The following is a 24,413-nucleotide window of genomic DNA, read 5'->3' as shown; positions in this document are numbered from 1 at the left end:
CCAAATTACTTGATAGTTTCGCTGTTAGACTTGAAGAAACGGACTTTTTTGCCGTCTTCGAATCTAAAGCCTACACGGTCAGCCTTGCCGGTAGCCGCGTTGAAGATAGCAATGTTAGAAACCTGAATTGCAGCTTCTTTTTCAACAATGCCGCCTGGTTGGTTCAGAGCCGGAACCGGCTTCTGGTGTTTCTTAACCAGGTTGATGCCTTCAACAATGACCTTGCCAGCAGACAGGACATTTTTTACTTTACCGCGCTTACCTTTGTCTTTCCCGGTAATCACGATAACTTCGTCATCACGACGGATCTTCGCTGCCATGTTCGCTCCTTAGAGTACTTCTGGTGCCAGAGAGATAATTTTCATGAACTTCTCATTACGCAGTTCACGAGTTACCGGCCCAAAAATACGCGTACCGATAGGCTGCTCGCTGTTATTGTTCAAAATAACGCATGCATTGCCATCGAAGCGAATGACAGAACCGTCCGGGCGACGTACACCCTTCTTGGTGCGCACCACTACCGCCTTCAGAACATCGCCTTTCTTCACCTTACCGCGAGGAATTGCTTCCTTGATGGTAATTTTGATGATGTCGCCGACGCCTGCGTAGCGACGGTGCGAGCCACCTAGAACCTTGATACACATTACGCGACGTGCACCGGAGTTGTCGGCGACGTTCAGCATAGTCTGTTCTTGGATCATTTTAGTGCTCCGCTAATGTCAACTACTACTTTAAAGACCCAAGTAAAAATTAGGCCGTTGAAAAGCCCCATAACCGAGGGCGCAGCATTATAACACCGCTTACTTGGTATGGGTAGAAAAAATAAACGGCTCATTTTCTGAGCCGTTTATTAAGTGAGAGCCAGCTACTCTATTACAGAATCGCTTTCTCTACAACGCGAACCAACGTCCAGGACTTAGTCTTGGACAGTGGGCGGCATTCGCGGATTTCCACCACGTCGCCGGTACCACATTCGTTGTTCTCGTCATGTACGTGCAGCTTGGTCGTACGTTTGATGAATTTCCCGTAGATCGGGTGCTTCACAGTACGTTCGATAGCAACAACGATGGATTTCTCCATTTTATCGCTAACAACACGACCCTGCAGGGTACGGATAACTTCAGTCATTTACACACCCGCCTTTTGAGTCAGTAAAGTCTTAACGCGTGCGACGTCACGACGCACTTGTTTCAACAGGTGAGTTTGTTGCAGCTGGCCACTGGCCGCCTGCATGCGCAAGTTGAATTGCTCACGCAGCAGGTTGAGCAGCTCGGCATTCAGCTCTTCAACGCTTTTTTCACGCAGCTCTTGTGCTTTCATTACATCACCGTCTTAGTTACAAAGGTGGTTTTGATCGGCAGTTTCGCTGCTGCCAGTTTGAATGCCTCGCGGGCAACCTCTTCTGGCACGCCGTCCATTTCGTACAGGACCTTACCAGGCTGGATCAGGGCAACCCAATACTCCACGTTACCCTTACCTTTACCCATACGCACTTCCAGCGGCTTCTCGGTGATCGGTTTGTCCGGGAATACACGGATCCAGATCTTGCCTTGACGCTTAACTGCACGAGTCATTGCACGACGAGCTGCTTCGATTTGACGAGCAGTCAGACGGCCACGGCCAACAGCTTTCAGACCGAAAGTGCCGAAGCTAACATCCGTACCTTGCGCCAGACCACGGTTGCGGCCCTTGTGCACCTTACGGAATTTTGTACGCTTTGGTTGTAACATCAGCGACTCTCCTTACTTGCGGCCTTTACGCTGCTGCTTTTTAGGTTGAGCAGCCGGTTCCGGTTGTTCAACTGCAGCCATACCACCCAGGATCTCACCTTTGAAGATCCATACCTTAACGCCGATTACACCATAAGTGGTGTGCGCTTCAGATGTGTTGTAGTCGATGTCCGCACGCAGAGTGTGCAATGGAACACGACCTTCGCGGTACCATTCGGTACGTGCGATTTCAGCGCCGCCAAGACGGCCGCTTACTTCAACTTTGATACCTTTAGCGCCAAGACGCATTGCGTTCTGTACTGCACGCTTCATAGCACGACGGAACATAACGCGACGTTCCAGCTGAGAAGTGATGCTGTCAGCAACCAATTTAGCGTCGAGTTCCGGTTTACGGACTTCGGCGATGTTGATCTGTGCAGGAACGCCAGCGATGTCCGCTACGACCTTGCGCAGTTTTTCGACGTCTTCACCTTTCTTGCCGATAACGATGCCTGGGCGAGCAGTGTGAATGGTCACACGGATGCTCTTCGCAGGACGCTCGATAACGATGCGAGAAACGGAAGCTTTCGACAGTTCCTTAGTCAGGAATTGACGAACTTTAAAGTCGCTGTCCAGGTTGTCAGCGAATTCTTTGGTATTCGCATACCAAGTAGAGTTCCAAGGTTTGACAATACCCAGGCGAATACCATTAGGATGTACTTTCTGACCCATTGCTAGTCTCCAGAGTCTCAGCGATCGGACACAACCACAGTAATGTGGCTGGTGCGCTTCAGGATGCGATCTGCACGACCTTTCGCACGCGGCATAATGCGCTTCATGCTTGGGCCTTCGTCTACGAAGATTTTCGTAACTTTCAGATCATCGATGTCAGCGCCATCGTTGTGTTCTGCGTTAGCAATGGCAGACTCCAGCACTTTCTTAACCAGACCAGCAGCTTTCTTGTTGGTGTAGGTCAGAGTTTCCAGAGCTTGCGACACTTTCTTACCGCGAATCAGGTCAGCAACAAGGCGAACCTTCTGAGCAGAAGAACGAGCGTGGCGATGTTTAGCGATAGTTTCCATCTCTTCCTCCTACCTTAGCGCTTTTTAGCTTTTTTATCAGCCGCATGGCCGCGATAAGTACGAGTCGGCGCGAATTCACCCAGTTTGTGACCGACCATTTCATCGGAAACGAACACTGGTACGTGCTGACGACCATTATGGACAGCGATGGTCAAACCGATCATGTTAGGAAAGATCGTTGAACGACGGGACCAAGTGCGCAAAGGCTTCTTGTCACCGCTTTCCACCGCTTTCTCTACCTTCTTCAGCAAGTGCAGGTCAATAAAAGGACCTTTCTTGAGAGAACGTGGCATGGCTTATCCTCTAATTATTTTTTGCTACGGCGACGTACGATGAACTTATCAGTACGCTTGTTGCTACGGGTCTTCTTACCTTTGGTCTGAACGCCCCACGGAGTTACCGGGTGCTTACCAAAGTTACGACCTTCACCACCACCGTGCGGGTGATCTACCGGGTTCATCGCCGTACCGCGAACGGTAGGACGAACACCACGCCAACGTGCAGCACCTGCTTTACCCAGAACGCGAAGCATGTGTTCAGCGTTACCGACTTCACCCAGGGTGGCGCGGCAATCAGCTGGAACTTTACGCATTTCGCCAGAGCGCAGACGCAGAGTTACGTAGGAACCATCACGAGCAACGATCTGAACGTAGGCACCAGCGGAGCGAGCCATCTGGCCGCCTTTACCTGGTTTCATTTCTACGTTGTGAACCGTTGAACCAACTGGAATGTTGCGCATCGGCAGGGTGTTGCCCGCTTTGATTGCAGCATCAACGCCAGATTGAATCTGGTCACCAGCTTTCAGGCCTTTCGGCGCCAGGATGTAACGGCGTTCGCCGTCTTTGTACAGAACCAGCGCGATGTTCGCGGAACGGTTCGGATCGTACTCCAGACGCTCAACCACAGCAGGGATACCGTCTTTGTTGCGCTTGAAGTCAACCAGACGATAATGTTGCTTGTGGCCACCACCGATATGACGGGTGGTGATACGGCCATTGTTGTTACGACCACCGCTTTTGCTCAGTTTTTCCAGCAGCGGGGCATAAGGTTTACCCTTGTGCAGCTCAGGGTTAACCACTTTAACAACGTGGCGACGACCCGGAGATGTAGGTTTACATTTAACAATTGCCATTGTTCTTACTCCTCCGACTTACTCTGCGCCGCCGATGAAGTCCAGATTCTGGCCTTCTTTCAGGGTGACGTAAGCTTTTTTCCAGTCGCTACGACGACCAACACGCTGACCGTGACGCTTCACTTTCCCTTTAACTACCAGGGTGTTCACGTCTTCGACTTCGACTTCAAACAGTTTCTGCACTGCAGCTTTGATTTCTGCTTTGGTCGCGTCTTTGGCAACTTTGAGAACGATGGTGTTGCTTTTTTCCATCGCAGCGGATGCTTTTTCAGATACGTGCGGTGCACGCAGCACTTTCAGCAAACGTTCTTCACGGATCATGCCAGCATCTCCTCAACTTGCTTCACAGCATCAGCAGTCATAACCACTTTGTCGAAGGCGATCAGGCTAACCGGATCGATACCTGCTACATCGCGCACGTCAACCTTGTACAGGTTGCGAGCTGCCAGGAACAGATTCTCATCCAGTTCACCGGTCACGATCAGCACGTCTTCCAGAGCCATATCTTTCAGTTTCTGTGCCAGCAGCTTAGTTTTAGGCGCTTCTACAGAGAACTTCTCGACAACGATCAGACGATCTTGACGTACCAGCTCGGACAGGATGCTTTTCAGCGCGCCGCGGTACATCTTTTTGTTTACTTTCTGACTGTGGTCCTGTGGCTTAGCAGCAAAGGTCACGCCGCCTGAACGCCAGATCGGGCTCTTTACAGAACCTGAACGCGCACGGCCGGTGCCTTTCTGACGCCATGGCTTTTTGCCGGAACCAGTTACTTCAGCACGGGTCTTCTGAGCACGGGTACCTTGACGGGCACCTGCTGCATAAGCAACAACAACCTGGTGTACCAGCGCTTCGTTGAAATCACGACCGAAGGTAGTTTCGGAAACAGTCAGCGCGCTTTGCGCGTCTTTCAATACTAATTCCATTGCTATCCCCTTACGCCTTCACAGCTGGTTTAACGATCAGGTTGCCACCGGTTGCGCCCGGTACAGCACCCTTAACCAGCAGCAGGTTGCGCTCAGCGTCAACACGTACTACGTCCAGGCTCTGAACGGTTACGCGCTCATCACCCAGGTGGCCAGCCATTTTCTTGCCTTTGAACACTTTGCCCGGAGTCTGGTTCTGACCGATAGAACCCGGAACGCGGTGAGACAAGGAGTTACCGTGGGTAGCGTCTTGGGTACGGAAGTTCCAGCGCTTAACAGTGCCAGCAAAACCTTTACCTTTAGAAGTACCGGTAACATCGACTTTTTTAACGTCAGCGAAGATTTCTACGCTAATTTCCTGACCTGCAGCGAACTCTTGACCTTCTTCAAGGCCGAATTCCCACAGACCACGGCCAGCTTCAACGCCAGCTTTAGCGAAATGGCCCGCTTCCGGCTTGGTTACACGGTTAGCTTTTTTGCTACCAGTGGTAACCTGAACGGCACGGTAACCGTCGGTGTCCAGGCTTTTAACCTGAGTCACGCGGTTCGCTTCAATTTCAATTACGGTTACTGGGATAGAAACGCCATCTTCAGTGAAGATACGGGTCATACCCACTTTTTTACCGACTAAACCAATCATTGTTTCAACCTCTCAATCGCTCAATGACCTGATTAACCCAGGCTGATCTGCACGTCTACACCGGCAGCCAGATCCAGACGCATCAGAGCATCAACGGTTTTCTCGGTTGGCTCAACGATGTCAACCAGACGCTTGTGAGTGCGAATCTCGTACTGATCGCGCGCGTCTTTGTTGACGTGCGGAGAGATCAGAACGGTAAAGCGCTCTTTGCGAGTTGGCAGCGGGATCGGACCACGGACTTGCGCACCAGTGCGCTTTGCAGTCTCGACGATTTCCGCGGTTGATTGATCGATCAGACGATGATCAAACGCTTTCAGGCGGATACGGATTCTTTGGTTCTGCATGAGACCAGAGCTCCAATTATTTATAAACGTAAATAATTACTCCTCACACCCATTTCGATTGATGGGGGAGTGTAATCGTCAACATATAACCCCCATATCGGGAGTATTGTTCGAAAGGCAAAAAAGGCCTGCCAATCGACTGATTCGCTAAAATCAGGCTTACCAAGATTAGGTAAGCCCGCGCATTATACGCAAAATGGCCCAGGAAGCAAGCCGCAGTTGGAAATATGCTCAGGAAATCGTCATTTTTGCGCGTTCAGTGTCAGTTTGCGGGTTAGCACGGTGAGCAGGGAATGAATTATGCTTAGGGTGGGTTGAGCTCTCCCCTGCCCCGCCGTGAAAACGGCCGCCGGCAGGAGAGGCAATGGCGAATAGGCTCAAGGCTTTACTCTTTGCGCTCCAAAATCTGGGCCTGGGCATAGTTTTGAATACCGAGGCGAGCGATGAGGTCCAGCTCGGTTTCCAGCCAGTCGATATGCTCTTCTTCATCGGCCAGGATATCGATCATCAAATCGCGGCTGACATAATCGTGAATAGAATCGGCATAGGCGATACCTTCACGCAGGTTCTTGGCACCAGCCAGCTCCAGAGCCAGATCGGAACGCAGCATCTCTTCAATATCTTCGCCGATGTTCAGCTTGCCGAGATCTTGCAGGTTAGGAAGCCCTTCCAGGAACAGGATACGCTCGATGTAGCGATCGGCATGTTTCATTTCGTCGATCGACTCATGGTATTCCTTGTCGTTGAGGCGCATTAAGCCCCAATTCTTGAACATGCGGGCGTGCAGGAAATATTGATTGATGGCAACCAGCTCGTTGCCGAGCAGCTTGTTGAGGTGAGCAATGATCTTTTTATCGCCTTTCATAGGTAACTCCTCCTGGCCAGTTCTAAAAGTGTAGAACCTGTAAGCCAAGAGTCAAAAATAACCTTACCCTTTGTTAGGCAACTTCATGCATTGGGATGATAGTTCCGCGTTCCTCCACCATAATCTGTCTTGCCTGACGAATGCACTTTCCACAATCGGTACCAATCGGCACAAGTTCACGCAGCTGCTTCATGGTATGGGGATTGTGCTGACGCACCGCATTACGGATCGCTTTGTCAGTCACCGCATTACACAGACATACATACATAGAGAGACTCACTTCTTAACCAATGCATTGAGTCTAAATAGGAATGGTTTTTATTTCAATTAAGATTTGAGCAAATTGCATAAAAAAAGGGCACCGAAGTGCCCCTTTTTTGTGTCGAAAAATTATTCGCGATTAAGCGATAACTTTAGCAACAACACCAGCGCCTACAGTACGGCCGCCTTCACGGATTGCGAAACGCAGACCGTCGTCCATCGCGATTGGGTGAATCAGGGTTACAACCATGTTCACGTTGTCGCCTGGCATTACCATCTCTACGCCTTCTGGCAGTTCGATGGTACCGGTCACGTCAGTAGTACGGAAGTAGAACTGTGGACGGTAGCCTTTGAAGAATGGCGTGTGACGACCACCTTCATCTTTGCTCAGGATGTACACTTCAGATTCGAACTGGGTGTGCGGCTTGATGGAGCCTGGTTTAGCCAGTACCTGACCACGTTCGATTTCTTCACGTTTGATACCACGCAGCAGAACACCTACGTTCTCACCAGCACGGCCTTCGTCCAGCAGTTTGCGGAACATTTCAACGCCAGTACAGGTAGACTTAACGGTGTCTTTGATACCAACGATTTCAACTTCTTCGCCAACTTTGATGATACCGCGCTCAACACGACCGGTAACAACGGTACCACGACCGGAGATGGAGAATACGTCTTCGATTGGCAGCAGGAACGGCTTGTCGATAGCACGCTCTGGCTCTGGGATGTAGCTGTCCAGGGCTTCGGCCAGTTCGATGATTTTCGCTTCCCACTCAGCTTCGCCTTCCAGCGCTTTCAGCGCGGAACCGCGGATCACTGGCAGGTCATCGCCTGGGAAGTCGTACGCGGACAGCAGTTCGCGAACTTCCATTTCTACCAGTTCCAGCAGCTCTTCATCATCAACCATGTCGCATTTGTTCATGAATACGATGATGAAAGGAACGCCAACCTGACGACCCAGCAGGATGTGCTCACGAGTCTGAGGCATTGGGCCGTCAGTCGCAGCTACTACCAGGATCGCGCCGTCCATCTGAGCAGCACCGGTGATCATGTTTTTCACGTAGTCGGCGTGCCCTGGGCAGTCAACGTGCGCGTAGTGACGAGTCGGGGTGTCATACTCAACGTGAGAGGTGTTGATGGTGATACCACGAGCTTTTTCTTCTGGCGCGTTATCGATCTGGTCGAAAGCACGTGCAGAACCGCCGTAGGTTTTAGCCAGAACGGTGGTGATCGCTGCAGTCAGGGTAGTTTTACCGTGGTCAACGTGGCCGATAGTACCAACGTTAACGTGCGGTTTTGTACGTTCAAATTTTTCTTTAGACACGGCTATATTCCTTACTATAGCGCTCTCCCCTTCTGGAGAGAGCACGGGACTTTGGTTTTAACCCTGCGGCTTATTTGCCACGGGCTTCGATTACGGCCTGAGCGACGTTGTTCGGTGCATCATCATACTTCAGGAATTCCATGGTGTATGATGCGCGACCTTTAGTCAGAGAACGCAGCTGAGTTGCGTAGCCGAACATTTCGGACAACGGTACTTCAGCGTGGATCTTAACGCCAGTCACTTCAGATTCCTGACCGCGCAGCATGCCGCGACGACGGCTCAAGTCACCGATAACGTCACCGGTGTTCTCTTCTGGAGTCTCAACTTCAACCTTCATGATAGGCTCAAGCAGAACTGGTTTCGCTTTCTTAAAGCCTTCTTTAAAGGCGATAGACGCGGCCAGTTTAAACGCCAGTTCAGAGGAGTCAACGTCGTGGTAAGAACCGAAGTGCAGACGAATACCCATGTCTACTACCGGGTAACCAGCCAACGGACCAGACTTCAGCTGCTCCTGGATGCCTTTATCAACGGCAGGGATGTATTCGCCAGGAATTACACCACCTTTGATGTCGTTGACGAACTCGTAACCTTTCGGGTTAGAGCCCGGCTCCAGTGGGTACATGTCGATCACAACGTGACCGTACTGACCGCGACCACCAGACTGCTTGGCGTGCTTACCTTCAACGTCGGTAATCTTCGCGCGAATCGCTTCGCGGTAAGCTACCTGAGGTTTGCCCACGTTAGCTTCAACGTTGAATTCACGCTTCATGCGGTCAACGATGATGTCGAGGTGCAGTTCACCCATACCGGCGATGATGGTCTGGTTAGACTCTTCGTCAGTCCATACGCGGAACGACGGGTCTTCTTTAGCCAGACGGCCCAGAGCCAGACCCATTTTTTCTTGGTCAGCTTTGGTTTTCGGTTCAACGGCGATAGAGATTACCGGCTCAGGGAATTCCATACGCTCCAGGATGATTGGAGAGTCTGGATCACACAGGGTGTCCCCGGTGGTCACGTCTTTCAGACCGATCGCAGCGGCGATGTCGCCTGCGCGAACTTCTTTGATCTCTTCACGCTTGTTGGCGTGCATCTGAACGATACGGCCAAAACGCTCACGCGCAGACTTAACGGAGTTCAGCACGGTGTCGCCGGAGTTAACAACGCCGGAGTACACGCGGAAGAAGGTCAAGTTACCTACGAACGGGTCGGTAGCGATTTTGAACGCCAGCGCAGAGAACGGCTCGTCATCACTTGCGTGACGCTCAGCCGGAGTGTCTTTACCGTCGTCCAGGATACCGTTGATCGCAGGAACGTCAGTTGGTGCCGGCAGGTATTCGATTACCGCATCCAGCATCGCCTGCACGCCCTTGTTCTTGAACGCAGAACCACAGGTAACCAGGATGATTTCGTTGTTCAGTACGCGCTGACGCAGAGCTGCTTTGATTTCTTCCTCGGTCAGCTCTTCGCCGCCCAGGTATTTTTCCATCAGCTCTTCGGAAGCTTCCGCAGCGGACTCGATCAGGTTCTGGCGCCATTCTTCAGCCAGATCCATCATGTCAGCCGGGACGTCTTCGTATTCGAAGGTTACGCCTGCGTCTTCTTCGTTCCAGTTGATCGCCTTCATTTTCACCAGGTCGATAACGCCGGTGAATTTGTCTTCTGCGCCGATAGCCAGCTGCAGAGGAACAGGGTTAGCGCCCAGACGAGATTTGATCTGGCCAACAACTTTCAGGAAGTTAGCGCCCATACGGTCCATTTTGTTAACGAACGCGATACGTGGCACTTTGTATTTGTTAGCCTGACGCCATACGGTTTCAGACTGTGGCTGAACACCACCAACAGCACAGTAAACCATTACCGCGCCATCCAGCACACGCATGGAACGTTCTACTTCGATGGTGAAGTCAACGTGCCCTGGGGTGTCGATGATGTTTACGCGATGCGGTTCGAACTGCTTGGCCATACCAGACCAGAAAGCAGTAGTCGCTGCAGAAGTGATGGTAATACCACGCTCCTGCTCCTGTTCCATCCAGTCCATGGTGGCAGCGCCGTCATGAACTTCACCGATTTTGTGGTTTACACCGGTGTAGAACAGAATACGTTCGGTAGTGGTGGTTTTACCGGCGTCGATGTGAGCACTGATACCGATGTTACGGTAGCGTGCAATGGGTGTTGTACGAGCCATTTGATTCCTCTATTCCTAGGGCGTTCAAGTTCAGTTAACCCAAGCGGGCCGATTTGACGCGCCCGCTTGGTTAGCATGACTACAGCCAGGTGATTACCAGCGGTAGTGGGCGAACGCCTTGTTGGCTTCGGCCATACGGTGAACGTCTTCACGCTTCTTAACAGCAGAACCTTTGTTCTCTGCTGCGTCAGACAGCTCGTTCGCCAGGCGCAGAGCCATGGATTTATCACCGCGTTTACGTGCAGCATCAACGATCCAACGCATTGCCAGAGCATTACGACGAACCGGGCGGACTTCAACTGGTACCTGATAAGTAGAACCGCCAACGCGACGCGACTTAACTTCTACAGTCGGGCGAACGTTGTCGAGAGCGACTTCGAAAGCTTCCAGGTGATCTTTACCAGAACGCTGAGCCAGGGTCTCCAGCGCGGTATAGACGATTGCTTCTGCAGTAGATTTTTTACCGTCTACCATCAGGATATTTACAAATTTGGCCAGCAGCTCAGATCCGAACTTAGGATCTGGCAGGATTTTACGTTGGCCGATTACGCGACGACGTGGCATGGAAATACTCCGTTGTTAATTCAGGATTGTCCAAAACTCTACGAGTTTATTTTGACATTAAAGTTAAAACGTTTGGCCTTACTTAACGGAGAACCATTAAGCCTTTGGCTTCTTCACGCCGTACTTGGAACGAGCTTGCTTACGGTCTTTAACACCGGAGCAGTCAAGTGCACCACGGACGGTGTGGTAACGCACACCTGGCAGGTCTTTTACACGACCGCCACGGATCAGGATTACGGAGTGTTCCTGCAGGTTGTGGCCTTCGCCACCGATGTAGGAAGTCACTTCGAAACCGTTGGTCAAACGCACACGGCAAACTTTACGCAGTGCGGAGTTTGGTTTTTTCGGGGTAGTGGTATATACGCGGGTGCATACGCCACGTTTCTGCGGGCAGGCTTCCAGCGCTGGAACGTTGCTTTTAGCAGCCTTCACAGAGCGTGGTTTGCGAACCAGCTGGTTAATTGTTGCCATTAAAAAAGCTCCTGGTTTTTGCTTCGTACTAGCTTCGTAAACATGTGATAAATCCCCTCGTATGCACTATTGGCAGAGTACGAGGACGCAGAATTTTAGGGCTGACCAGTATGGGTGTCAAGAAATATACAACATCACTCTCATTACCAGGCCATTTGGCTGCGGTGTTGTTCGGTTAATTCAACGAAGTGATTATAGCCGATGACAGTGATTTTGTGCGAAAAATGACCAACCAATCCCCGGGCTTCCAGGTCATCCTGCAGCGCATAAAGGGATATGGGGGCGGCGAGCAGCAATTCAAGATGAGCGCTGCCGGCAAGGCCTGCAAGCACACCGTCCTGTAGCAGCAACAGCGCGTCGCCCTCCGCCGCCAGGCGCAGCAGCGCAGGTAAGTCACATTGGTTTGGCGAATGGCTCAGGGTATACAGCATCAGAAGATCCTAAAACGTCATCACGGCGTCGTAACCGGCCAATTGGCGGCGCAATTCATCCGGCGCCAGCACCTCGGCATCCAGCACCCAATCGGTCACCTGACTCAGCCCACGCTCCTGCAGCGAAGCCTGGCATAGATAGCAGCGCTCCACGTCATACAACGGCAGCACGCCGAAGGTGGCGATGTAATTGCGCGCCAAGATTTTTTCCGGTTGCTGGCCCGGCAACAGCTGCAGTACGCCATCGCCGACAAAAAACACCCCCAAATCCTCACTGAGCGCCGATGTGGCAAGCAGCGCATCCAGCCCTTCCCTGCCGCCGGCACCGCCGTGCGGCCCGTGGGTGAAAACAAAAGCGACTCGTTTCATCATATCCTCAGAACTGCACCAGACGGTCGCAACTCAGCGACGCTTCGGCCAGGGAACCCAGCCCGCTCAGGGTAAAGCCGGGCTGCAGGTTGGCGCTTGCCAGCCCCTGTTGCGCCGCCTCCTGCTCGTCGGTGACGCCACGGCGCAGCGCGGCAGCAACGCAGACGTTGAGCGCCACGCCGTGTTGCTGCGCCAGCTGCGTCCAGCCGCGCACCAGGTCGAATTCGTCGCTGGCCGGCGCGGTCAGCTGGTTGGCGTTCAACACCCCTTCACGGTAGAAAAAAACGCTGGAAAGCCGGTGCCCTTTCGCCAGCAAAGCCTGAGCGAACTGATAGGCGCTGCTGGCCTGCTGCGTGCCGTAAGCCGGGCCGGTGACCAACAGACAATAATCGAGCATCAACGGTCGCTTCCCAACAGATCGCCACTCTTGAACTGGCGGATGTACAGATACACGGTGTGTTTGGAGATATTCAGGCGATCCGCCACCTGATTGATCGCATCCTTGATATCGAAGATGCCTTTCTCATAGAGGTTGAGCACCACCTGGCGATTCTTGGCGTTATTGGACACCGAGCGGTCGGCGTTCACCTCTTCGATGGTGAACTCCAGCGTCTGCGCCACCAGATCGTCGACGGAAGAGGCGAAATTCACCGACGACGGCACGTCCTGCGTGGCCGGCGGCATAAAAGTCTGCATGATCTGCGAGAACGGCACGTCGAGGTTCATGTTGATGCACAGCAAGCCGATCACCCGCTGCTCGCGATTGCGAATGGCAATGGTCACCGATTTCATCAACACGCCGCTCTTGGCGCGGGTAAAGTAGGCTTTCGACACGCTGCTGTCGTCGCCGGCCATGTCGTGCAACATGCGCAGCGCCAGGTCGGTGATCGGCGAGCCGATTTTGCGCCCGGTGTGTTCCCCGTTGGCGATGCGCACCGCCGAGCTGTTCAGGTCTTCCAGCGCGTGCAATACGATTTCGCAGTGGCCGCCGATCAACATCGCCAGCCCGTCGACCACCGCTTCATAGGATTTCAGGATTTCATGATCCGTTTGAGTAAACGGACGTTCATTCAGCAAATCAAGTTCGCTGGCTTCGCTGGATAAAAGCGAATTCGACATCGAAGATACCACCCTCATAGATCGCCTGTGCCAGGGGGCGCAGCTAAAACCGCTCGGACCGGATCGCTGCCGTCGTCGGCATGCCGCCGCGCGGCTGGCTGAGAGCCGCATAAAACGGCACGATGACATCCGCGGGCGAGGCGGCCGGGAACAATTTTAGGTACACGCCCTAAGGGGCAGACGCATGACTGATAAGTCAGAATTATTAGTCTAGCAAAGCGGCCGGAGCAAAGTCCTTGCGTTTGCGCGTGGTATTGACGTTAAGCCCGATGCCCGGCAGGCGTCAAGCGTTCAATGGCGAGAGAGGTGGCGGCGGCCAAAATGAAAACCGCCGCGGAGGGCATCCGCGGCGGTGGCAAACAAAGCGACGAGATTATTTCGCTTTGGTATCGGCTTTCGCGTCAGCCGGTTTTTCGGCTTTAGCGTCGGCTTTCGGCGCCGCTTTCACGTCCAGCAGCTCAACGTCGAAGACCAGCGTGGAGTTAGCCGGGATGCCCGGAACGCCGGTTTTGCCGTAGGCCAAGGCCGGCGGGATCACCAGCTTGATTTTGCCGCCTTTCTTGATGTGCTTCAGACCTTCGGTCCAGCCAGGGATCACGCCGTCCAGACGGAACGACAGCGGCTCGCCGCGGGTATAGGAGTTATCAAACTCGGTGCCGTCTGTCAGGGTGCCTTTGTAGTTCACCACCACGGTGTCGCTGTCTTTCGGCGCTTCACCCGCGCCCGGTTTCTCTACCTGATACAGCAGGCCGGATTCGGTTTTCTTCACGCCTTTTTCTTTAGCGAAGCTGTCGCGATACTTGGCGCCTTTGGTTTCGTTGTCCTTGGCGTCCTGCTCCATCTTCGCCTGAGCGGAAGCCTTCACGCGCGCTTCGAAGCCCTGCAGGGTCTTCTCGATGTCGGCATCGTTCAGCTTGCTCTTGTTGGCGAACGCGTCCTGAACGCCGGCGATCAGCTGATCTTTGTCCAGTTTGATGCCCAGCTTCTCTTGCTCTTTCAAAGAGTTGTCCATGTAACGGCCGAGAGAGGCGCCCAGTGCGTAGGCCGCTTGCTCGTCGTCGTTTTTGAACTTGCCGGTGCTTGGCGCTGCTGCCGCGTCCGCTGGTTTAGCGGCTTCTGCCGGTTTGGCGGCATCGGCTGCCATGACCTGGGTCGCATTCAGAGCAAAAGCCATGGTGGTTGCCAGAAGCGTGACTTTAAACAAAGATTTCATCCATTTCTCCAGTGTCTGAAGCAATGCCCCAAACAATCATTAGGTAAGATAACCGGGCTACTATAGCTGCCTGAAACAAAACAAAACAGTCGCACAGGTAACCAATCGAGTCAAAGTGTGACTCCCACTTTGCCGAGAAGTTTCCCCCTGAGTGCTACTCGCATGATAAATCAGATTTTTCTTGCAGAATATTCGGCGAGGTTAGCAAAAAACAGCGTATCGGGCGCGCAACTTTTCAGCACTTTACACTGCCGATCGCAACGTTGCGCGCCGTCTGAAGAAATAGCGCGAGCAAACCCGGCGCCAGCTGTTACCATAGCGCCGAATCAGGATTTTATCGCGTCAGAGGTAGCCTCATGCACAACACCGACATTCAACGCCTGCTACAGCGGCTTGAAGAACTGGAGAGCCGTCAGGCTTTCCAAGAGCTCACCATCGAAGAGCTCAACCAGACCGTTACCCAGCATCAAATGGAAATGCTGAAGATGCGCGAACACCTGCGCATGTTGACCGACAAGCTGCGCTCGACCCAAACCTCAATGATCGCCTCGCAATCGGAAGAAACCCCTCCGCCGCACTATTGAGGGTCCGTTGCGCGGTTATTTCAGGCGTGCCAACCCATCGACGGCACGCTCGAGATACCGGCGCGGGCACCCCAGGTTGATGCGGATAAAACCGCTCCCCTGCGGGCCGAAACCGCTGCCCATCGACGGAGCCAGCTTTGCCACCGCCACCAGCGCCTGCTGTAAGTCAGCATCGCTCAAACCCAGTGCACGGCAATCCAGCCAGGCGAGATAGGTCCCTTCTGCCTGGGTCATCGTGCACCAGGGCGCGGCGGCCGCCAGCGCCCGTTCAAACCAACGCCGATTCTCCGCCAGGTAGCCGAGCAGCTCATCAAGCCAGACCGCACCCCGTTGATAGGCCGCGGTCGCCGCCGTCATCGATAGCGCGTTGAACACATCTAGCCCGTGGGCATTCAGCCGATCGACAAACGCCTGCCGAAGCCGAGCGTTGGGGATCAGGAAATTCGAAATGCGCAGCGAGGAAAGGCCGAACGTTTTGCTGGCGGACGTCGCCGCAATCGCTCGCTCGCGATATTTCTTGTCCAGATGCAACACCGACGTAAACGTCTCGCCGGGCAGCAGCAGATCGGCCCAGATCTCATCGGAGATCACCGTAACGTCATGGGTATGGCAAAGCGCCATGAGCCGCTCCAGTTCATCGCGGCGCCAGCAACGGCCTGTCGGATTGTGCGGATTGCACAGCAACAACAGCGGCGGTTTACGCTGTGCCAGACAGGCAGCCAACTGGTCGAAATCGATCCGATATCCCTGCGGAGTTTTCAACAGAGGATTCTCAAGCACCTCTCTGCCATTCATGGTGACTATCTTGGCGAACGAGCCATAATACGGCCCCTGCACCACCACACCGTCCCCCGGCTTGCTGAGCAGTTGGATCAGCATCGCCAATCCGGGCACCACCCCCTCAATCGACGTAAACCACTCACGCCGCAGCGGCAAGTCGTGCCGTTTGGCGAACCAGTCGATCGCCGCCTGATAGTAGGCGTCGTCACGTTCGCTGTAGCCAAAGACCCCGTGGTCCACCCGCTGATGCAGCGCCTGTTGCACCTCTGGCGGACATGGAAAATCGAAATCGGACACCCACATCGGCAACAGTTCGCTGCCATCCAGTTGCAGATAGCGGTCGATGAAGTCCCACTTCACGGAGCTGGTGTTGTGGCGATCGATGATGGCGTTGAAATGACTCGTCATGTCAGGCTTCCTTACGCTGCAAATCGTTCTGAGGTTGAAGTTTGGCGATACCGAAGCCGGTGAACCCATAAATCAGGGCGAACACCACCGCGGCATAACATTGGATCGCCCACGGCAGCAGATCGAGCGTGCTGACCCCCAGCGTGGTCGCCATGTAAATACCGGCGGCCGTCCACGGGATCAGCGGCTCGATAACGGTGCCCGCATCCTCGACGGTGCGCGACAGGTTTTTGTTGTCCAGCCCCATGCGCCGATAGGCCCCTTTGAACAGCTCCGCTGGGATCAGCAGCGCCAGCTTGCCGTCGCTGGTCGCGCCGGTCACCAGGATCGTGGTGGCAACGGTGGCGGCGATCAGTTGGCCGGTGGTGTGCACCACGTGCAGCAGCCGGCTGATGATCACCGTCAGGACGCCGGTCAGCGTCAGGGCGCCGGCGAAGGAAAAGGCGCAGAACACCAGCAGGATCGTACTCATCATCGAGAACATGCCGCCGCGGTTCAGCAGGCGCGGCACATCGGCGACGATCCCTTCGACGTGATGGCCCTGGCTGGCGAACATCGACAGATTGAAGCCGTCCATCAACGCATTCAGCCCCTGTTGCAGGCTAAAACCCTGCAGCGCGACGCCGATGGCGATCGCCAGCGCGCAGGCGGCCAGCATGACAGGGATCACCGGCCGTTTGGTCACCGCGCCCCACAGCACCAGCACCGGTGGCAGGATCAACAGCAGGTTGAAATGGTACAGCCCCTCAAGCGCGCTGACGATTTCGGTCACTTTTTCCGGCGTTGCCACGCTGCCCACCGCGCCGGTGTGGCCGGCGATCAGGTACACCACGGCGGCCAGGATGAAGCTCGGCAACGTCGTGTACATCAGATGCTGGATATGGCTGTAGAGATCGGTATCCGCAACGATAGCCGCGAAATTCGTCGAATCGGACAACGGCGAAATTTTGTCGCCGAAGTAGGCGCCGGACACCACCGCCCCAGCCGCGGCGGCCAGTGGCACGTCTAAACCGGCGGCCACGCCCATCAGCGCCACGCCCACGGTGCCGGCTGCCCCCCACGAGGTGCCGGTGCACACCGAGATCACGCTGGTGATGAAGAACGCGGCAATCAGAATATATTGCGGACTGATCAGCTTCAGCCCCCAATACACCATGTAAGGGATTGTACCGCTGATCATCCAGGTGCCGATCAGGCCACCTACGCAGATCAGGATCATGATCACCGGCATGGCCTTCGCCAGCTTGGCCACGATGGCCTCGATGATGTCGTCCCAGCGGTAACCTTGCCACCAGGCCAGCGCGGCGGTGATGGCGGCGGAAACCAGCAGAAGCGGTTCAATGCGCAGGCCAAACTGGCCATAGCCGATGATGAGCAGCAACAGCATGGCCACAATCGGCAGCGTCGCCAACCCAAGGTTGAGCGTTTTCCTATTATCCATATACGGCTCCTGTTGAAGATGGGGTACTGCAACAGCGTAATGGCTTCGATAATCGGAGGATGTGAGCGCAGGCAACCGGCCATGTAATCGGTTTCATGCGCTCACGTTGTGTGACTTGTCTCTCATTCGCCGCGCTTGCTTTGCTCATGCGGCTCGCCATCGGTGACAGAGTCTCGCAGGATAAGCTCGGCCGAAAAGCGGTTGTTCTGCGGCGCGACGTCGCTGCCGCTGTGGATCTGCAGCGCGAGGCGCGCGGCGCGTCGGGCCATTTTCTCGATGGGGTAATGCACAGTGGTCAGCGAAGGGTGGAGATATTTCGCCAGGGCAATGTCGTCAAAGCCAACGATCGACAGCGCATCGGGCAACTGAATGTGCCGTTGATGGCAGGTGCGCATCATGCCGGCGGCCATCACGTCGTTGAACGTCACTGCGGCGGTGAAGCGTGGGTCGCTGGCCAGCACGCGCTCGGCCGCTAACTCGCCCCCTTTCTCGTTGAAGGGCACGCTGATGATCCAGGCTCCGGGCACCTCAATACCAGCGGCGGCCATGGCCTTGCGGTAACCCGCTAACCGCTGTGCGCGGTCGTCGATCGGCAAATCCGTCGTCACGCAGGCGATTCTCCGATGCCCCTGGCGAATGAGTAGCTCGGTCGCCGCCTGTGCCGCCTTGGCATTGTCGAGCCAAATACAACGATTGGCGATGGCCGGCAGGTAGCGATTGACCAGCACCAGCGCGGGCGTGTGGGCGGCGTAGCGCAGCAGCTCCTCTTCTCCCATGCGCGTGACGTGCGCCACAATGGCTTCGCATCCCTGATTGATGAGAAAGTCGAGGCCGCTTTTTTCCAGTTCGGCCTGATGCCCGCCGCTGCACAACATCAAACGCACGCCAGCCTGCCGCGTGATGTCTTCCACGCCCCGCGCCAGGCGCGAGAAAAACGGATCGTCGAGGTTGCCGGTCAGCAACCCCAGCATATTGCCGCTTCTTTTCGCCAGTGCCAGCGCGGCGGCGTTGCGGTGGTAATTGAACTCGCGCATCGCTTTCTCGACGCGTTCGCGGGTCACCGGTTCAACGTAGGCGGTATTATTGATCACCCGGCTGACGGTGGCCGTGGAAACGCCGGCGCGGCGCGCAACGTCTTTCATGGTGGCCATGGCATGTCCTGTTGTGCCGTTCGGCGCCTGGTGCGCCGCGCATAAAAAAGGGCAGCCAATGGCCGCCCTCTTGTCTCGGGATTGCGTTCTGCTTAGTGGCAGCCGCAACCACCGTTACCGCAACCGCCTTTACCGTGGTCGTGACCATGGTCGTGATCGTGGCTGTGGCCGTGACCGCCGCAGCAACCTTCACCGTGCTCGTGGTGATGGTCGTGCTCGCCGTGTACGTGACCGTGCGCCAGCTCTTCTGCGGTCGCTTCGCGGATCGCGACAACTTCCACGTTGAAGTTCAGGTTTTGGCCGGCCAGCATGTGGTTGCCGTCAACCACGACGTGGTCACCGTCAACTTCGGTGATTTCAACCGGTACCGGGCCCTGATCGGTGTCAGCCAGAAAACGCATGCCGACCTGCAGTTCGTCAACGCCCATGAAGACGTCTTTCGGTACGCGCTGCACCAGGTTTTCGTCGTAGTTGCCGTACGCGTCGTTCGCGCCGACGTGAACGTCAAAACGATCGCCAACGTCGTGGCCTTCGAGTGCTTTTTCCAGACCTGCGATCAGAGAACCATGCCCGTGCAGATAGTCCAGCGGTGCGCTCACCGGAGACTCATCAACCAAAACACCGTCTTCTGTACGTACTTGGTAAGCCAGGCTGACCACCAAGTCTTTTGCTACTTTCATGATATCTCCTACCGTTGGCTACTAGGACGCGCACCGTTATCGGGATGCGCGCCTTTTCCGGACAGATTGTAACGGAAATCTGCCTCGCTGTACCCTCCGGGATAAAAAAACGCTACTTCGGCTGGAAAATGCCGATCACCTGCTCTTGCGGGCGAACGTGTTTTTCCACCTGTTGTTCGGTCTGGCGCTGATGGTGTCCGCACTTGACGCACTCCACCACTTCCACCTGATCCTCCCGCCATACCGCCAACGTATCCATAGCGCTACAGCTCGGGCACACCGCCCCGGCGATAAATCTCTTACGTGTTGCAGACATCGTTATGCTCCCGCTTATTCGTATTCGTCCCAGCCGTCGAACTGGCGACTTTCTTTTTGCATTTCGCGATGGAACAGCTCTTCCAGCTCGCGCCGCGCCTCTTTCACGCGGGAAATTTGCGCCACGTCGCCCTGATGCGGCGGCATCAGCTCACGCAGCATGCGCATATCCAGGCGGCGGAAATGCTGCTGGGCGCGGAAAGCCTGATGCGGGTGCATGCCCAACTCCATCAGCGCCTTGCGCCCCAGTTCCAGCGCGCTGGAGAAGGTTTCGCGGCTGAACTGTTTCACGCCCGCCTGCAGCAGCTCATGCGCCTCCACGCGGCCGCGCGCGCGCGCCAGAATGCTCAGGTTCGGAAAGTGCTGTTGGCACAGCCGCACGATCTCCATGGTGTCTTCCGGCTCATTGCAGGTGATCACGATCGACTTGGCCTTTTCGGCGCCCGCCGCGCGCAACAGCTCCAGCTCGGTGGCGTCGCCGTAATAAACCTGGTAACCGTAACGCCGCAGCACGCCGACGGCGCTGACATCGCGCTCCAGTACGGTAATGCGCATTTTGTTGGCCATCAACAGGCGGCCGATCACCTGGCCGAAACGCCCGAAGCCGACGATGATCACCTGCGGATCGTCATCCTCTACGTACGGCGTTTCCTCGTCTTCGCCTTTAGCGTTATAGCGGCGCGCCAAAATGCGATCGATGACCTGCATCAGCAGCGGCGTGGTCATCATCGACAGCGTCACCACCACCAGCAGCAAAGAGAGTTGATCCGGCTGCAGCACCTTTTGCGCCCCCGCCGCCGAAAACAGCACGAAGGCAAACTCACCGCCCTGGCTGAGCACCCCGGCAAACTGCAGCCGCACCGAGCTACGCAGGCCGAACAGACGCGACACGCCATAGAGCACGCCGGATTTGACCGCCACCAGCGCCAGTACGCCGATCAACACCTCGGCCAGGTGGGTGTAGAGCACGCCGATATTCAACACCATGCCCACCGAGATAAAGAACAGCCCCAGCAGCAGCCCTTTAAACGGCTCGATGGAGATCTCCAGTTCGTGGCGATATTCGCTCTCCGCCAACAGCACCCCGGCGATGAAGGTGCCGAGCGCCATCGACAGGCCGAGTGCCTCCATAAACAGCGCCGAGCCGAGCACCAACAACAGCGCCGCGGCGGTGAAAATCTCGCGCACGCCGGAGGCGGCGATATAGCGGAACAGCGGCCGCAGCAGAAAGCGTCCGCCGATCAGCATGCCGCCGAACGCCGCGACCTTGAGCGCGATCTTCGCCCAGTCGTCGCTGGTGCCGCCGGCGCCGGCCAGAATGGGGATCAACGCCAACGCCGGGATCACCGCCATATCCTGGAACAGCAGCACCGAGAAACCGAGCTGCCCCCCTTCGTTGCGGTTCATGCCCTTTTCACGCATCAGCTGCAGCGCCATGGCGGTGGAAGACATCGCCAGGCCGATACCGCCGATCACCGCCGCCTGCCAGGCGAAGTGCGTCAGGTACAGCAACGCGCCCAGCACCGCCGCGGTGAGCAACACCTGGCCGGCGCCGGCGCCGAAAATCGAGCGCCTCAGTTCCCACAGCTTGCTGGGGTTCAGCTCCAGACCGATGATGAACATCAGGAACACCACGCCCAGCTCGGAGAAGTGCAGGATCTCGTCAACGTCGCGGATGAAGCCCAATCCCCAAGGGCCGATGGCAATGCCGGCGATCAGATAGCCCAGCACCGCGCCGATCCCCAGGCGACGGGCGATCGGCACCGTCACCACCGCGGCAAACAGGAACAGCAAAATGGCGGTCAGTAAGGTCGATCCTTCCATGGTCACCGCCCTCCGTGCGGCAGCGGGTGGCTCAGCCACTCGCCGTAGGCGTCTGCATGGCTGCGCAACACCTCCGGCTTCTGCCGCCGCGCCCAATAGACCACGAACGGCGTCAGCCAGTGCATATGGCACATCCCCGCGGTCAGCTCGAACGGCCGCAGGATATCTTCCATCGGATAGTGGTTATAACCGCCGGTGCGGTAGGCGCCTTCCGGCTCACCGGTGGTGATCACCGAGCGCCAGTATTTGCCCGCCAGCGCATTGCCGCCCACCCCGCTGGCGAAGCCGCGCGACAGCACGCGATCCAGCCACTCCTTCAGCAGCGCCGGACAGCTGTAGGTATACAGAGGGTGCTGAAACACGATGACCTGATGCTCACGCAGCAGCTGTTGTTCGTGATGAATATCGATAAAAAAATCAGGGTAGTGCGCGTAGAGATCGTGCACGGTGACATGTTCCAACTGCTGCGCCGGTCGAAGCAAAACCCGGTTCGCCACCGAGTCATGGGATTCCGGATGGGCATACAGCAGCAAGACCTTGGGCGGCTGCGACATCATTCCCCTCCAAAGCGTCGTCAGAGTAGCGGTTTTCCGCTACCATGCATCGCAAAGACAAAAACAGCGCGCGGTGCGCGTTCTGTTACCTTAATGATAATTTAACATACTCTGAACATACGGCGCTTTATGATTGTATTCTCCTCGCTACAAATCCGACGCGGCATCCGCGTCCTGCTGGACAACGCCACGGCGACGGTTAATCCAGGTCAGAAGGTCGGCCTGGTGGGCAAAAATGGCTGCGGCAAATCCACGCTGCTGTCGCTGCTGAAGGGCGAGATCGCGGCGGATGGCGGCAGCTTTACCTTCCCCGGCAACTGGGCGCTGGCCTGGGTCAACCAGGAGACGCCGGCGCTGGACGTGCCGGCGATCGAGTATGTTATCGACGGCGACCGCGAGTTTCGCCAGCTCGAAGCCGAACTGCAGGCCGCCAACGACCGCAACGACGGCCACGCCATCGCCACCCTGCACGGTAAGCTGGACGCCATCGATGCCTGGACCATCCGTTCCCGCGCCGCCAGCCTGCTGCACGGCCTCGGCTTCTCCAACGAACAGCTGCAAAGCCCGGTGCGCGACTTTTCCGGCGGCTGGCGCATGCGTCTCAACCTGGCGCAGGCGCTGGTGTGCCGTTCCGACCTGCTGCTGCTCGACGAACCGACCAACCACCTGGATCTCGATGCGGTGATCTGGCTGGAGCGCTGGCTGAAAAGCTACCCCGGCACGCTGGTGCTGATCTCGCATGACCGCGACTTCCTCGATCCGATTGTCGACAAGATCCTGCATATCGAACAGCAGACCCTGAACGAATACACCGGCAACTACTCGTCGTTCGAACGCCAGCGCGCCACCAAATTGGCGCAGCAACAGTCGCTGTATCAGCATCAGCAAGAAAAAGTGGCGCACCTGCAAAGTTATATCGACCGTTTTCGGGCGAAGGCCTCCAAGGCCAAGCAGGCGCAGAGCCGCATCAAGATGCTGGAGCGCATGGAGCTGATCGCCCCGGCGCACGTCGACAACCCGTTCACCTTCAGCTTCCGCCCGCCGGAAAGCCTGCCGAACCCGCTGCTGCGCATGGAAAAAGTCAGCGCCGGATATGGCGATAAAGTGATCTTGAAGTCAATCAAGCTGAACCTGGTACCCGGTTCACGCATTGGCCTGCTCGGCCGCAACGGCGCCGGTAAATCGACGTTGATCAAACTGCTGGCCGGCACCCTGGAACCGCTGAGCGGCGAGATCGGCCTGGCGAAAGGCATCAAGCTGGGTTACTTCGCCCAGCACCAGCTGGAATTCCTGCGCGCCGACGAATCGCCGTTGCAGCATCTGAGCCGCATCGCGCCACGGGTGCTGGAGCAGCAGCTGCGAGATTACCTGGGCGGTTTCGGGTTCCAGGGCGACAAGGTCAGCGAAGTGACCGAACGTTTCTCCGGCGGCGAGAAGGCGCGGCTGGTGCTGGCACTGATCGTCTGGCAACGCCCGAACCTGCTGCTGCTCGATGAACCGACCAACCACCTGGATCTCGACATGCGTCAGGCGCTGACCGAGGCGCTGATCGATTTCGAAGGCGCGTTGGTGGTGGTCTCGCACGACCGTCACCTGCTGCGCTCCACCACCGACGATCTGTACTTGGTGCATGACGGCCAGGTCGAGCCTTTCGAGGGCGATCTCGACGACTACCAGCAGTGGCTTGTCGACCTGCAGCGCCAGGAAAACCAGCAGGATGCACCGGAAAAAGAGAGCGGCGGCAACAGCGCGCAGGCGCGCAAGGACCAAAAACGCCGCGAGGCGGAGTTCCGTACGCAGACCCAACCGCTGCGCAAGCAGATCGCCAAGCTGGAACAGCAGATGGAAAAACTGGGCGCCGAACTGGCGGCGGTGGAAGAGCAGTTGGCGGATCCCGCACTGTACGACATCAGCCGCAAGGCCGAACTGACCGACTACCTGCAAAAGCAAAGCCAGGCCAAATCCGCGCTCGAAGAGACGGAAATGACCTGGCTGGATGCACAGGAACAGCTGGAGCAGTTAACGCAGGCGTTCGAAGCCTAAG

Annotated in this window: 33 protein-coding genes; 2 read left to right on the top strand and 31 right to left on the bottom strand. The window is 56.1% G+C overall.

Going from position 1 to position 24,413, the window contains the following annotated elements:
* Positions 1-5: 5 nt before the first annotated feature.
* The 24 genes from rplX to fkpA all read right to left on the bottom strand — a co-directional run bounded on the left by rplX (position 6) and on the right by fkpA (position 14,632).
* Entirely contained in the window at positions 6-320 is a 315-nt protein-coding gene (gene rplX, locus RE418_RS08095; RefSeq protein ID WP_004929758.1) for a 50S ribosomal protein L24, read from the bottom strand.
* Positions 321-329: 9 nt separating this feature from the next.
* Positions 330-701 (bottom strand): 50S ribosomal protein L14, encoded by a 372-nt coding sequence (rplN, locus tag RE418_RS08090; protein ID WP_000613954.1) that lies wholly within the window; start codon positions 699-701, stop codon positions 330-332.
* Between the two features lie 172 nt (positions 702-873).
* The gene (gene rpsQ, locus RE418_RS08085) at positions 874-1,128 is read right to left on the bottom strand and encodes a 30S ribosomal protein S17 (RefSeq protein ID WP_004929760.1); all 255 of its coding nucleotides are present in this window, start codon (positions 1,126-1,128) and stop codon (positions 874-876) included.
* On the bottom strand, positions 1,129-1,320 hold the full coding sequence (gene rpmC / locus RE418_RS08080; RefSeq protein WP_004929762.1) for a 50S ribosomal protein L29: 192 nt from the start codon (positions 1,318-1,320) through the stop codon (positions 1,129-1,131). It lies immediately after the preceding gene.
* Positions 1,320-1,730, bottom strand: coding sequence for a 50S ribosomal protein L16 (gene rplP, locus RE418_RS08075; RefSeq protein WP_004929764.1), 411 nt, complete (start codon positions 1,728-1,730; stop codon positions 1,320-1,322). Before rplP ends, rpmC begins: the two co-directional genes overlap by 1 nt.
* 12 nt (positions 1,731-1,742) lie before the next feature.
* Entirely contained in the window at positions 1,743-2,441 is a 699-nt protein-coding gene (gene rpsC, locus RE418_RS08070) for a 30S ribosomal protein S3 (protein ID WP_004929766.1), read from the bottom strand.
* Between the two features lie 17 nt (positions 2,442-2,458).
* Positions 2,459-2,791 carry a 50S ribosomal protein L22 gene (gene rplV, locus RE418_RS08065; RefSeq protein ID WP_002223844.1) on the bottom strand — a complete coding sequence of 111 codons (333 nt, stop codon included), beginning with the start codon at positions 2,789-2,791 and terminating at the stop codon, positions 2,459-2,461.
* A 14-nt stretch (positions 2,792-2,805) separates the two neighbouring features.
* Positions 2,806-3,084: a 30S ribosomal protein S19 gene (gene rpsS / locus RE418_RS08060; RefSeq protein WP_004929772.1), complete on the bottom strand. Its 279-nt coding sequence runs from the start codon at positions 3,082-3,084 to the stop codon at positions 2,806-2,808.
* A 14-nt stretch (positions 3,085-3,098) separates the two neighbouring features.
* Complete coding sequence (rplB, locus tag RE418_RS08055; protein ID WP_004929775.1) at positions 3,099-3,923, bottom strand: 50S ribosomal protein L2; 825 nt, start codon at positions 3,921-3,923, stop codon at positions 3,099-3,101.
* Positions 3,924-3,941: 18 nt separating this feature from the next.
* Positions 3,942-4,244, bottom strand: a complete 303-nt coding sequence (gene rplW, locus RE418_RS08050; RefSeq protein WP_004951179.1) for a 50S ribosomal protein L23 — start codon at positions 4,242-4,244, stop codon at positions 3,942-3,944.
* Positions 4,241-4,846, bottom strand: a complete 606-nt coding sequence (gene rplD / locus RE418_RS08045) for a 50S ribosomal protein L4 (protein ID WP_004929779.1) — start codon at positions 4,844-4,846, stop codon at positions 4,241-4,243. Before rplD ends, rplW begins: the two co-directional genes overlap by 4 nt.
* 10 nt (positions 4,847-4,856) lie before the next feature.
* Positions 4,857-5,486 carry a 50S ribosomal protein L3 gene (rplC, locus tag RE418_RS08040; protein ID WP_399676041.1) on the bottom strand — a complete coding sequence of 210 codons (630 nt, stop codon included), beginning with the start codon at positions 5,484-5,486 and terminating at the stop codon, positions 4,857-4,859.
* Between the two features lie 32 nt (positions 5,487-5,518).
* Positions 5,519-5,830: a 30S ribosomal protein S10 gene (rpsJ, locus tag RE418_RS08035; RefSeq protein ID WP_001181005.1), complete on the bottom strand. Its 312-nt coding sequence runs from the start codon at positions 5,828-5,830 to the stop codon at positions 5,519-5,521.
* A 385-nt stretch (positions 5,831-6,215) separates the two neighbouring features.
* Entirely contained in the window at positions 6,216-6,695 is a 480-nt protein-coding gene (bfr, locus tag RE418_RS08030; RefSeq protein ID WP_019456183.1) for a bacterioferritin, read from the bottom strand.
* Between the two features lie 73 nt (positions 6,696-6,768).
* Positions 6,769-6,963: a bacterioferritin-associated ferredoxin gene (bfd, locus tag RE418_RS08025; protein WP_015379266.1), complete on the bottom strand. Its 195-nt coding sequence runs from the start codon at positions 6,961-6,963 to the stop codon at positions 6,769-6,771.
* 132 nt (positions 6,964-7,095) lie between these two features.
* Entirely contained in the window at positions 7,096-8,280 is a 1,185-nt protein-coding gene (gene tuf / locus RE418_RS08020; RefSeq protein ID WP_015376315.1) for an elongation factor Tu, read from the bottom strand.
* A 70-nt stretch (positions 8,281-8,350) separates the two neighbouring features.
* Positions 8,351-10,465: an elongation factor G gene (fusA, locus tag RE418_RS08015; protein ID WP_025304497.1), complete on the bottom strand. Its 2,115-nt coding sequence runs from the start codon at positions 10,463-10,465 to the stop codon at positions 8,351-8,353.
* 93 nt (positions 10,466-10,558) lie between these two features.
* Positions 10,559-11,029: a 30S ribosomal protein S7 gene (gene rpsG, locus RE418_RS08010; protein WP_004956203.1), complete on the bottom strand. Its 471-nt coding sequence runs from the start codon at positions 11,027-11,029 to the stop codon at positions 10,559-10,561.
* A 96-nt stretch (positions 11,030-11,125) separates the two neighbouring features.
* Complete coding sequence (gene rpsL / locus RE418_RS08005) at positions 11,126-11,500, bottom strand: 30S ribosomal protein S12 (protein WP_004930426.1); 375 nt, start codon at positions 11,498-11,500, stop codon at positions 11,126-11,128.
* Positions 11,501-11,643: 143 nt separating this feature from the next.
* Positions 11,644-11,931 carry a sulfurtransferase complex subunit TusB gene (tusB, locus tag RE418_RS08000; protein ID WP_025304499.1) on the bottom strand — a complete coding sequence of 96 codons (288 nt, stop codon included), beginning with the start codon at positions 11,929-11,931 and terminating at the stop codon, positions 11,644-11,646.
* Between the two features lie 9 nt (positions 11,932-11,940).
* Positions 11,941-12,300: a sulfurtransferase complex subunit TusC gene (gene tusC, locus RE418_RS07995; RefSeq protein ID WP_025304500.1), complete on the bottom strand. Its 360-nt coding sequence runs from the start codon at positions 12,298-12,300 to the stop codon at positions 11,941-11,943.
* A gap of 7 nt (positions 12,301-12,307) precedes the next feature.
* Entirely contained in the window at positions 12,308-12,697 is a 390-nt protein-coding gene (gene tusD, locus RE418_RS07990) for a sulfurtransferase complex subunit TusD (protein ID WP_033636259.1), read from the bottom strand.
* Entirely contained in the window at positions 12,697-13,419 is a 723-nt protein-coding gene (locus RE418_RS07985) for a transcriptional regulator (RefSeq protein WP_004930418.1), read from the bottom strand. The genes tusD and RE418_RS07985 overlap by 1 nt, the downstream gene beginning before the upstream one ends.
* A gap of 373 nt (positions 13,420-13,792) precedes the next feature.
* A complete protein-coding gene (fkpA, locus tag RE418_RS07980; protein ID WP_025304502.1) occupies positions 13,793-14,632 on the bottom strand; it encodes an FKBP-type peptidyl-prolyl cis-trans isomerase in 840 nt (279 codons plus the stop codon).
* Between the two features lie 356 nt (positions 14,633-14,988).
* On the opposite strand from fkpA, the gene RE418_RS07975 reads away from it, so the two are divergent.
* The gene (locus tag RE418_RS07975) at positions 14,989-15,216 is read left to right on the top strand and encodes a SlyX family protein (protein ID WP_089181399.1); all 228 of its coding nucleotides are present in this window, start codon (positions 14,989-14,991) and stop codon (positions 15,214-15,216) included.
* 15 nt (positions 15,217-15,231) lie between these two features.
* On the opposite strand, the gene RE418_RS07970 is transcribed toward RE418_RS07975, so the two are convergent.
* From RE418_RS07970 to kefG, 7 genes are all read right to left on the bottom strand, one after another.
* Positions 15,232-16,404 carry a MalY/PatB family protein gene (locus tag RE418_RS07970; protein WP_049208852.1) on the bottom strand — a complete coding sequence of 391 codons (1,173 nt, stop codon included), beginning with the start codon at positions 16,402-16,404 and terminating at the stop codon, positions 15,232-15,234.
* Position 16,405: 1 nt separating this feature from the next.
* Entirely contained in the window at positions 16,406-17,845 is a 1,440-nt protein-coding gene (gene nhaC, locus RE418_RS07965; RefSeq protein WP_089181400.1) for a Na+/H+ antiporter NhaC, read from the bottom strand.
* 122 nt (positions 17,846-17,967) lie between these two features.
* Positions 17,968-18,996, bottom strand: coding sequence for a LacI family DNA-binding transcriptional regulator (locus RE418_RS07960; RefSeq protein ID WP_089181401.1), 1,029 nt, complete (start codon positions 18,994-18,996; stop codon positions 17,968-17,970).
* A gap of 92 nt (positions 18,997-19,088) precedes the next feature.
* The gene (gene slyD, locus RE418_RS07955) at positions 19,089-19,676 is read right to left on the bottom strand and encodes a peptidylprolyl isomerase (protein ID WP_004930407.1); all 588 of its coding nucleotides are present in this window, start codon (positions 19,674-19,676) and stop codon (positions 19,089-19,091) included.
* A gap of 112 nt (positions 19,677-19,788) precedes the next feature.
* Complete coding sequence (locus tag RE418_RS07950; protein ID WP_015379274.1) at positions 19,789-19,992, bottom strand: YheV family putative zinc ribbon protein; 204 nt, start codon at positions 19,990-19,992, stop codon at positions 19,789-19,791.
* Positions 19,993-20,006: 14 nt separating this feature from the next.
* Positions 20,007-21,815 carry a glutathione-regulated potassium-efflux system protein KefB gene (kefB, locus tag RE418_RS07945; RefSeq protein ID WP_049206069.1) on the bottom strand — a complete coding sequence of 603 codons (1,809 nt, stop codon included), beginning with the start codon at positions 21,813-21,815 and terminating at the stop codon, positions 20,007-20,009.
* A 2-nt stretch (positions 21,816-21,817) separates the two neighbouring features.
* On the bottom strand, positions 21,818-22,369 hold the full coding sequence (gene kefG, locus RE418_RS07940; RefSeq protein WP_025159909.1) for a glutathione-regulated potassium-efflux system ancillary protein KefG: 552 nt from the start codon (positions 22,367-22,369) through the stop codon (positions 21,818-21,820).
* 129 nt (positions 22,370-22,498) lie between these two features.
* On the opposite strand from kefG, the gene RE418_RS07935 reads away from it, so the two are divergent.
* On the top strand, positions 22,499-24,412 hold the full coding sequence (locus tag RE418_RS07935; protein WP_043138860.1) for an ABC transporter ATP-binding protein: 1,914 nt from the start codon (positions 22,499-22,501) through the stop codon (positions 24,410-24,412).
* Position 24,413 lies beyond the last annotated feature (1 nt).

The sequence above is a fragment of the Serratia sp. szju genome, from assembly GCF_044594185.1.
GTDB classification, from domain to species: Bacteria; Pseudomonadota; Gammaproteobacteria; order Enterobacterales; family Enterobacteriaceae; genus Serratia; species Serratia bockelmannii.
The sequence above is the reverse complement of the archived record's forward strand: the minus strand, read 5'-3'. Positions and strand labels throughout refer to the sequence as shown.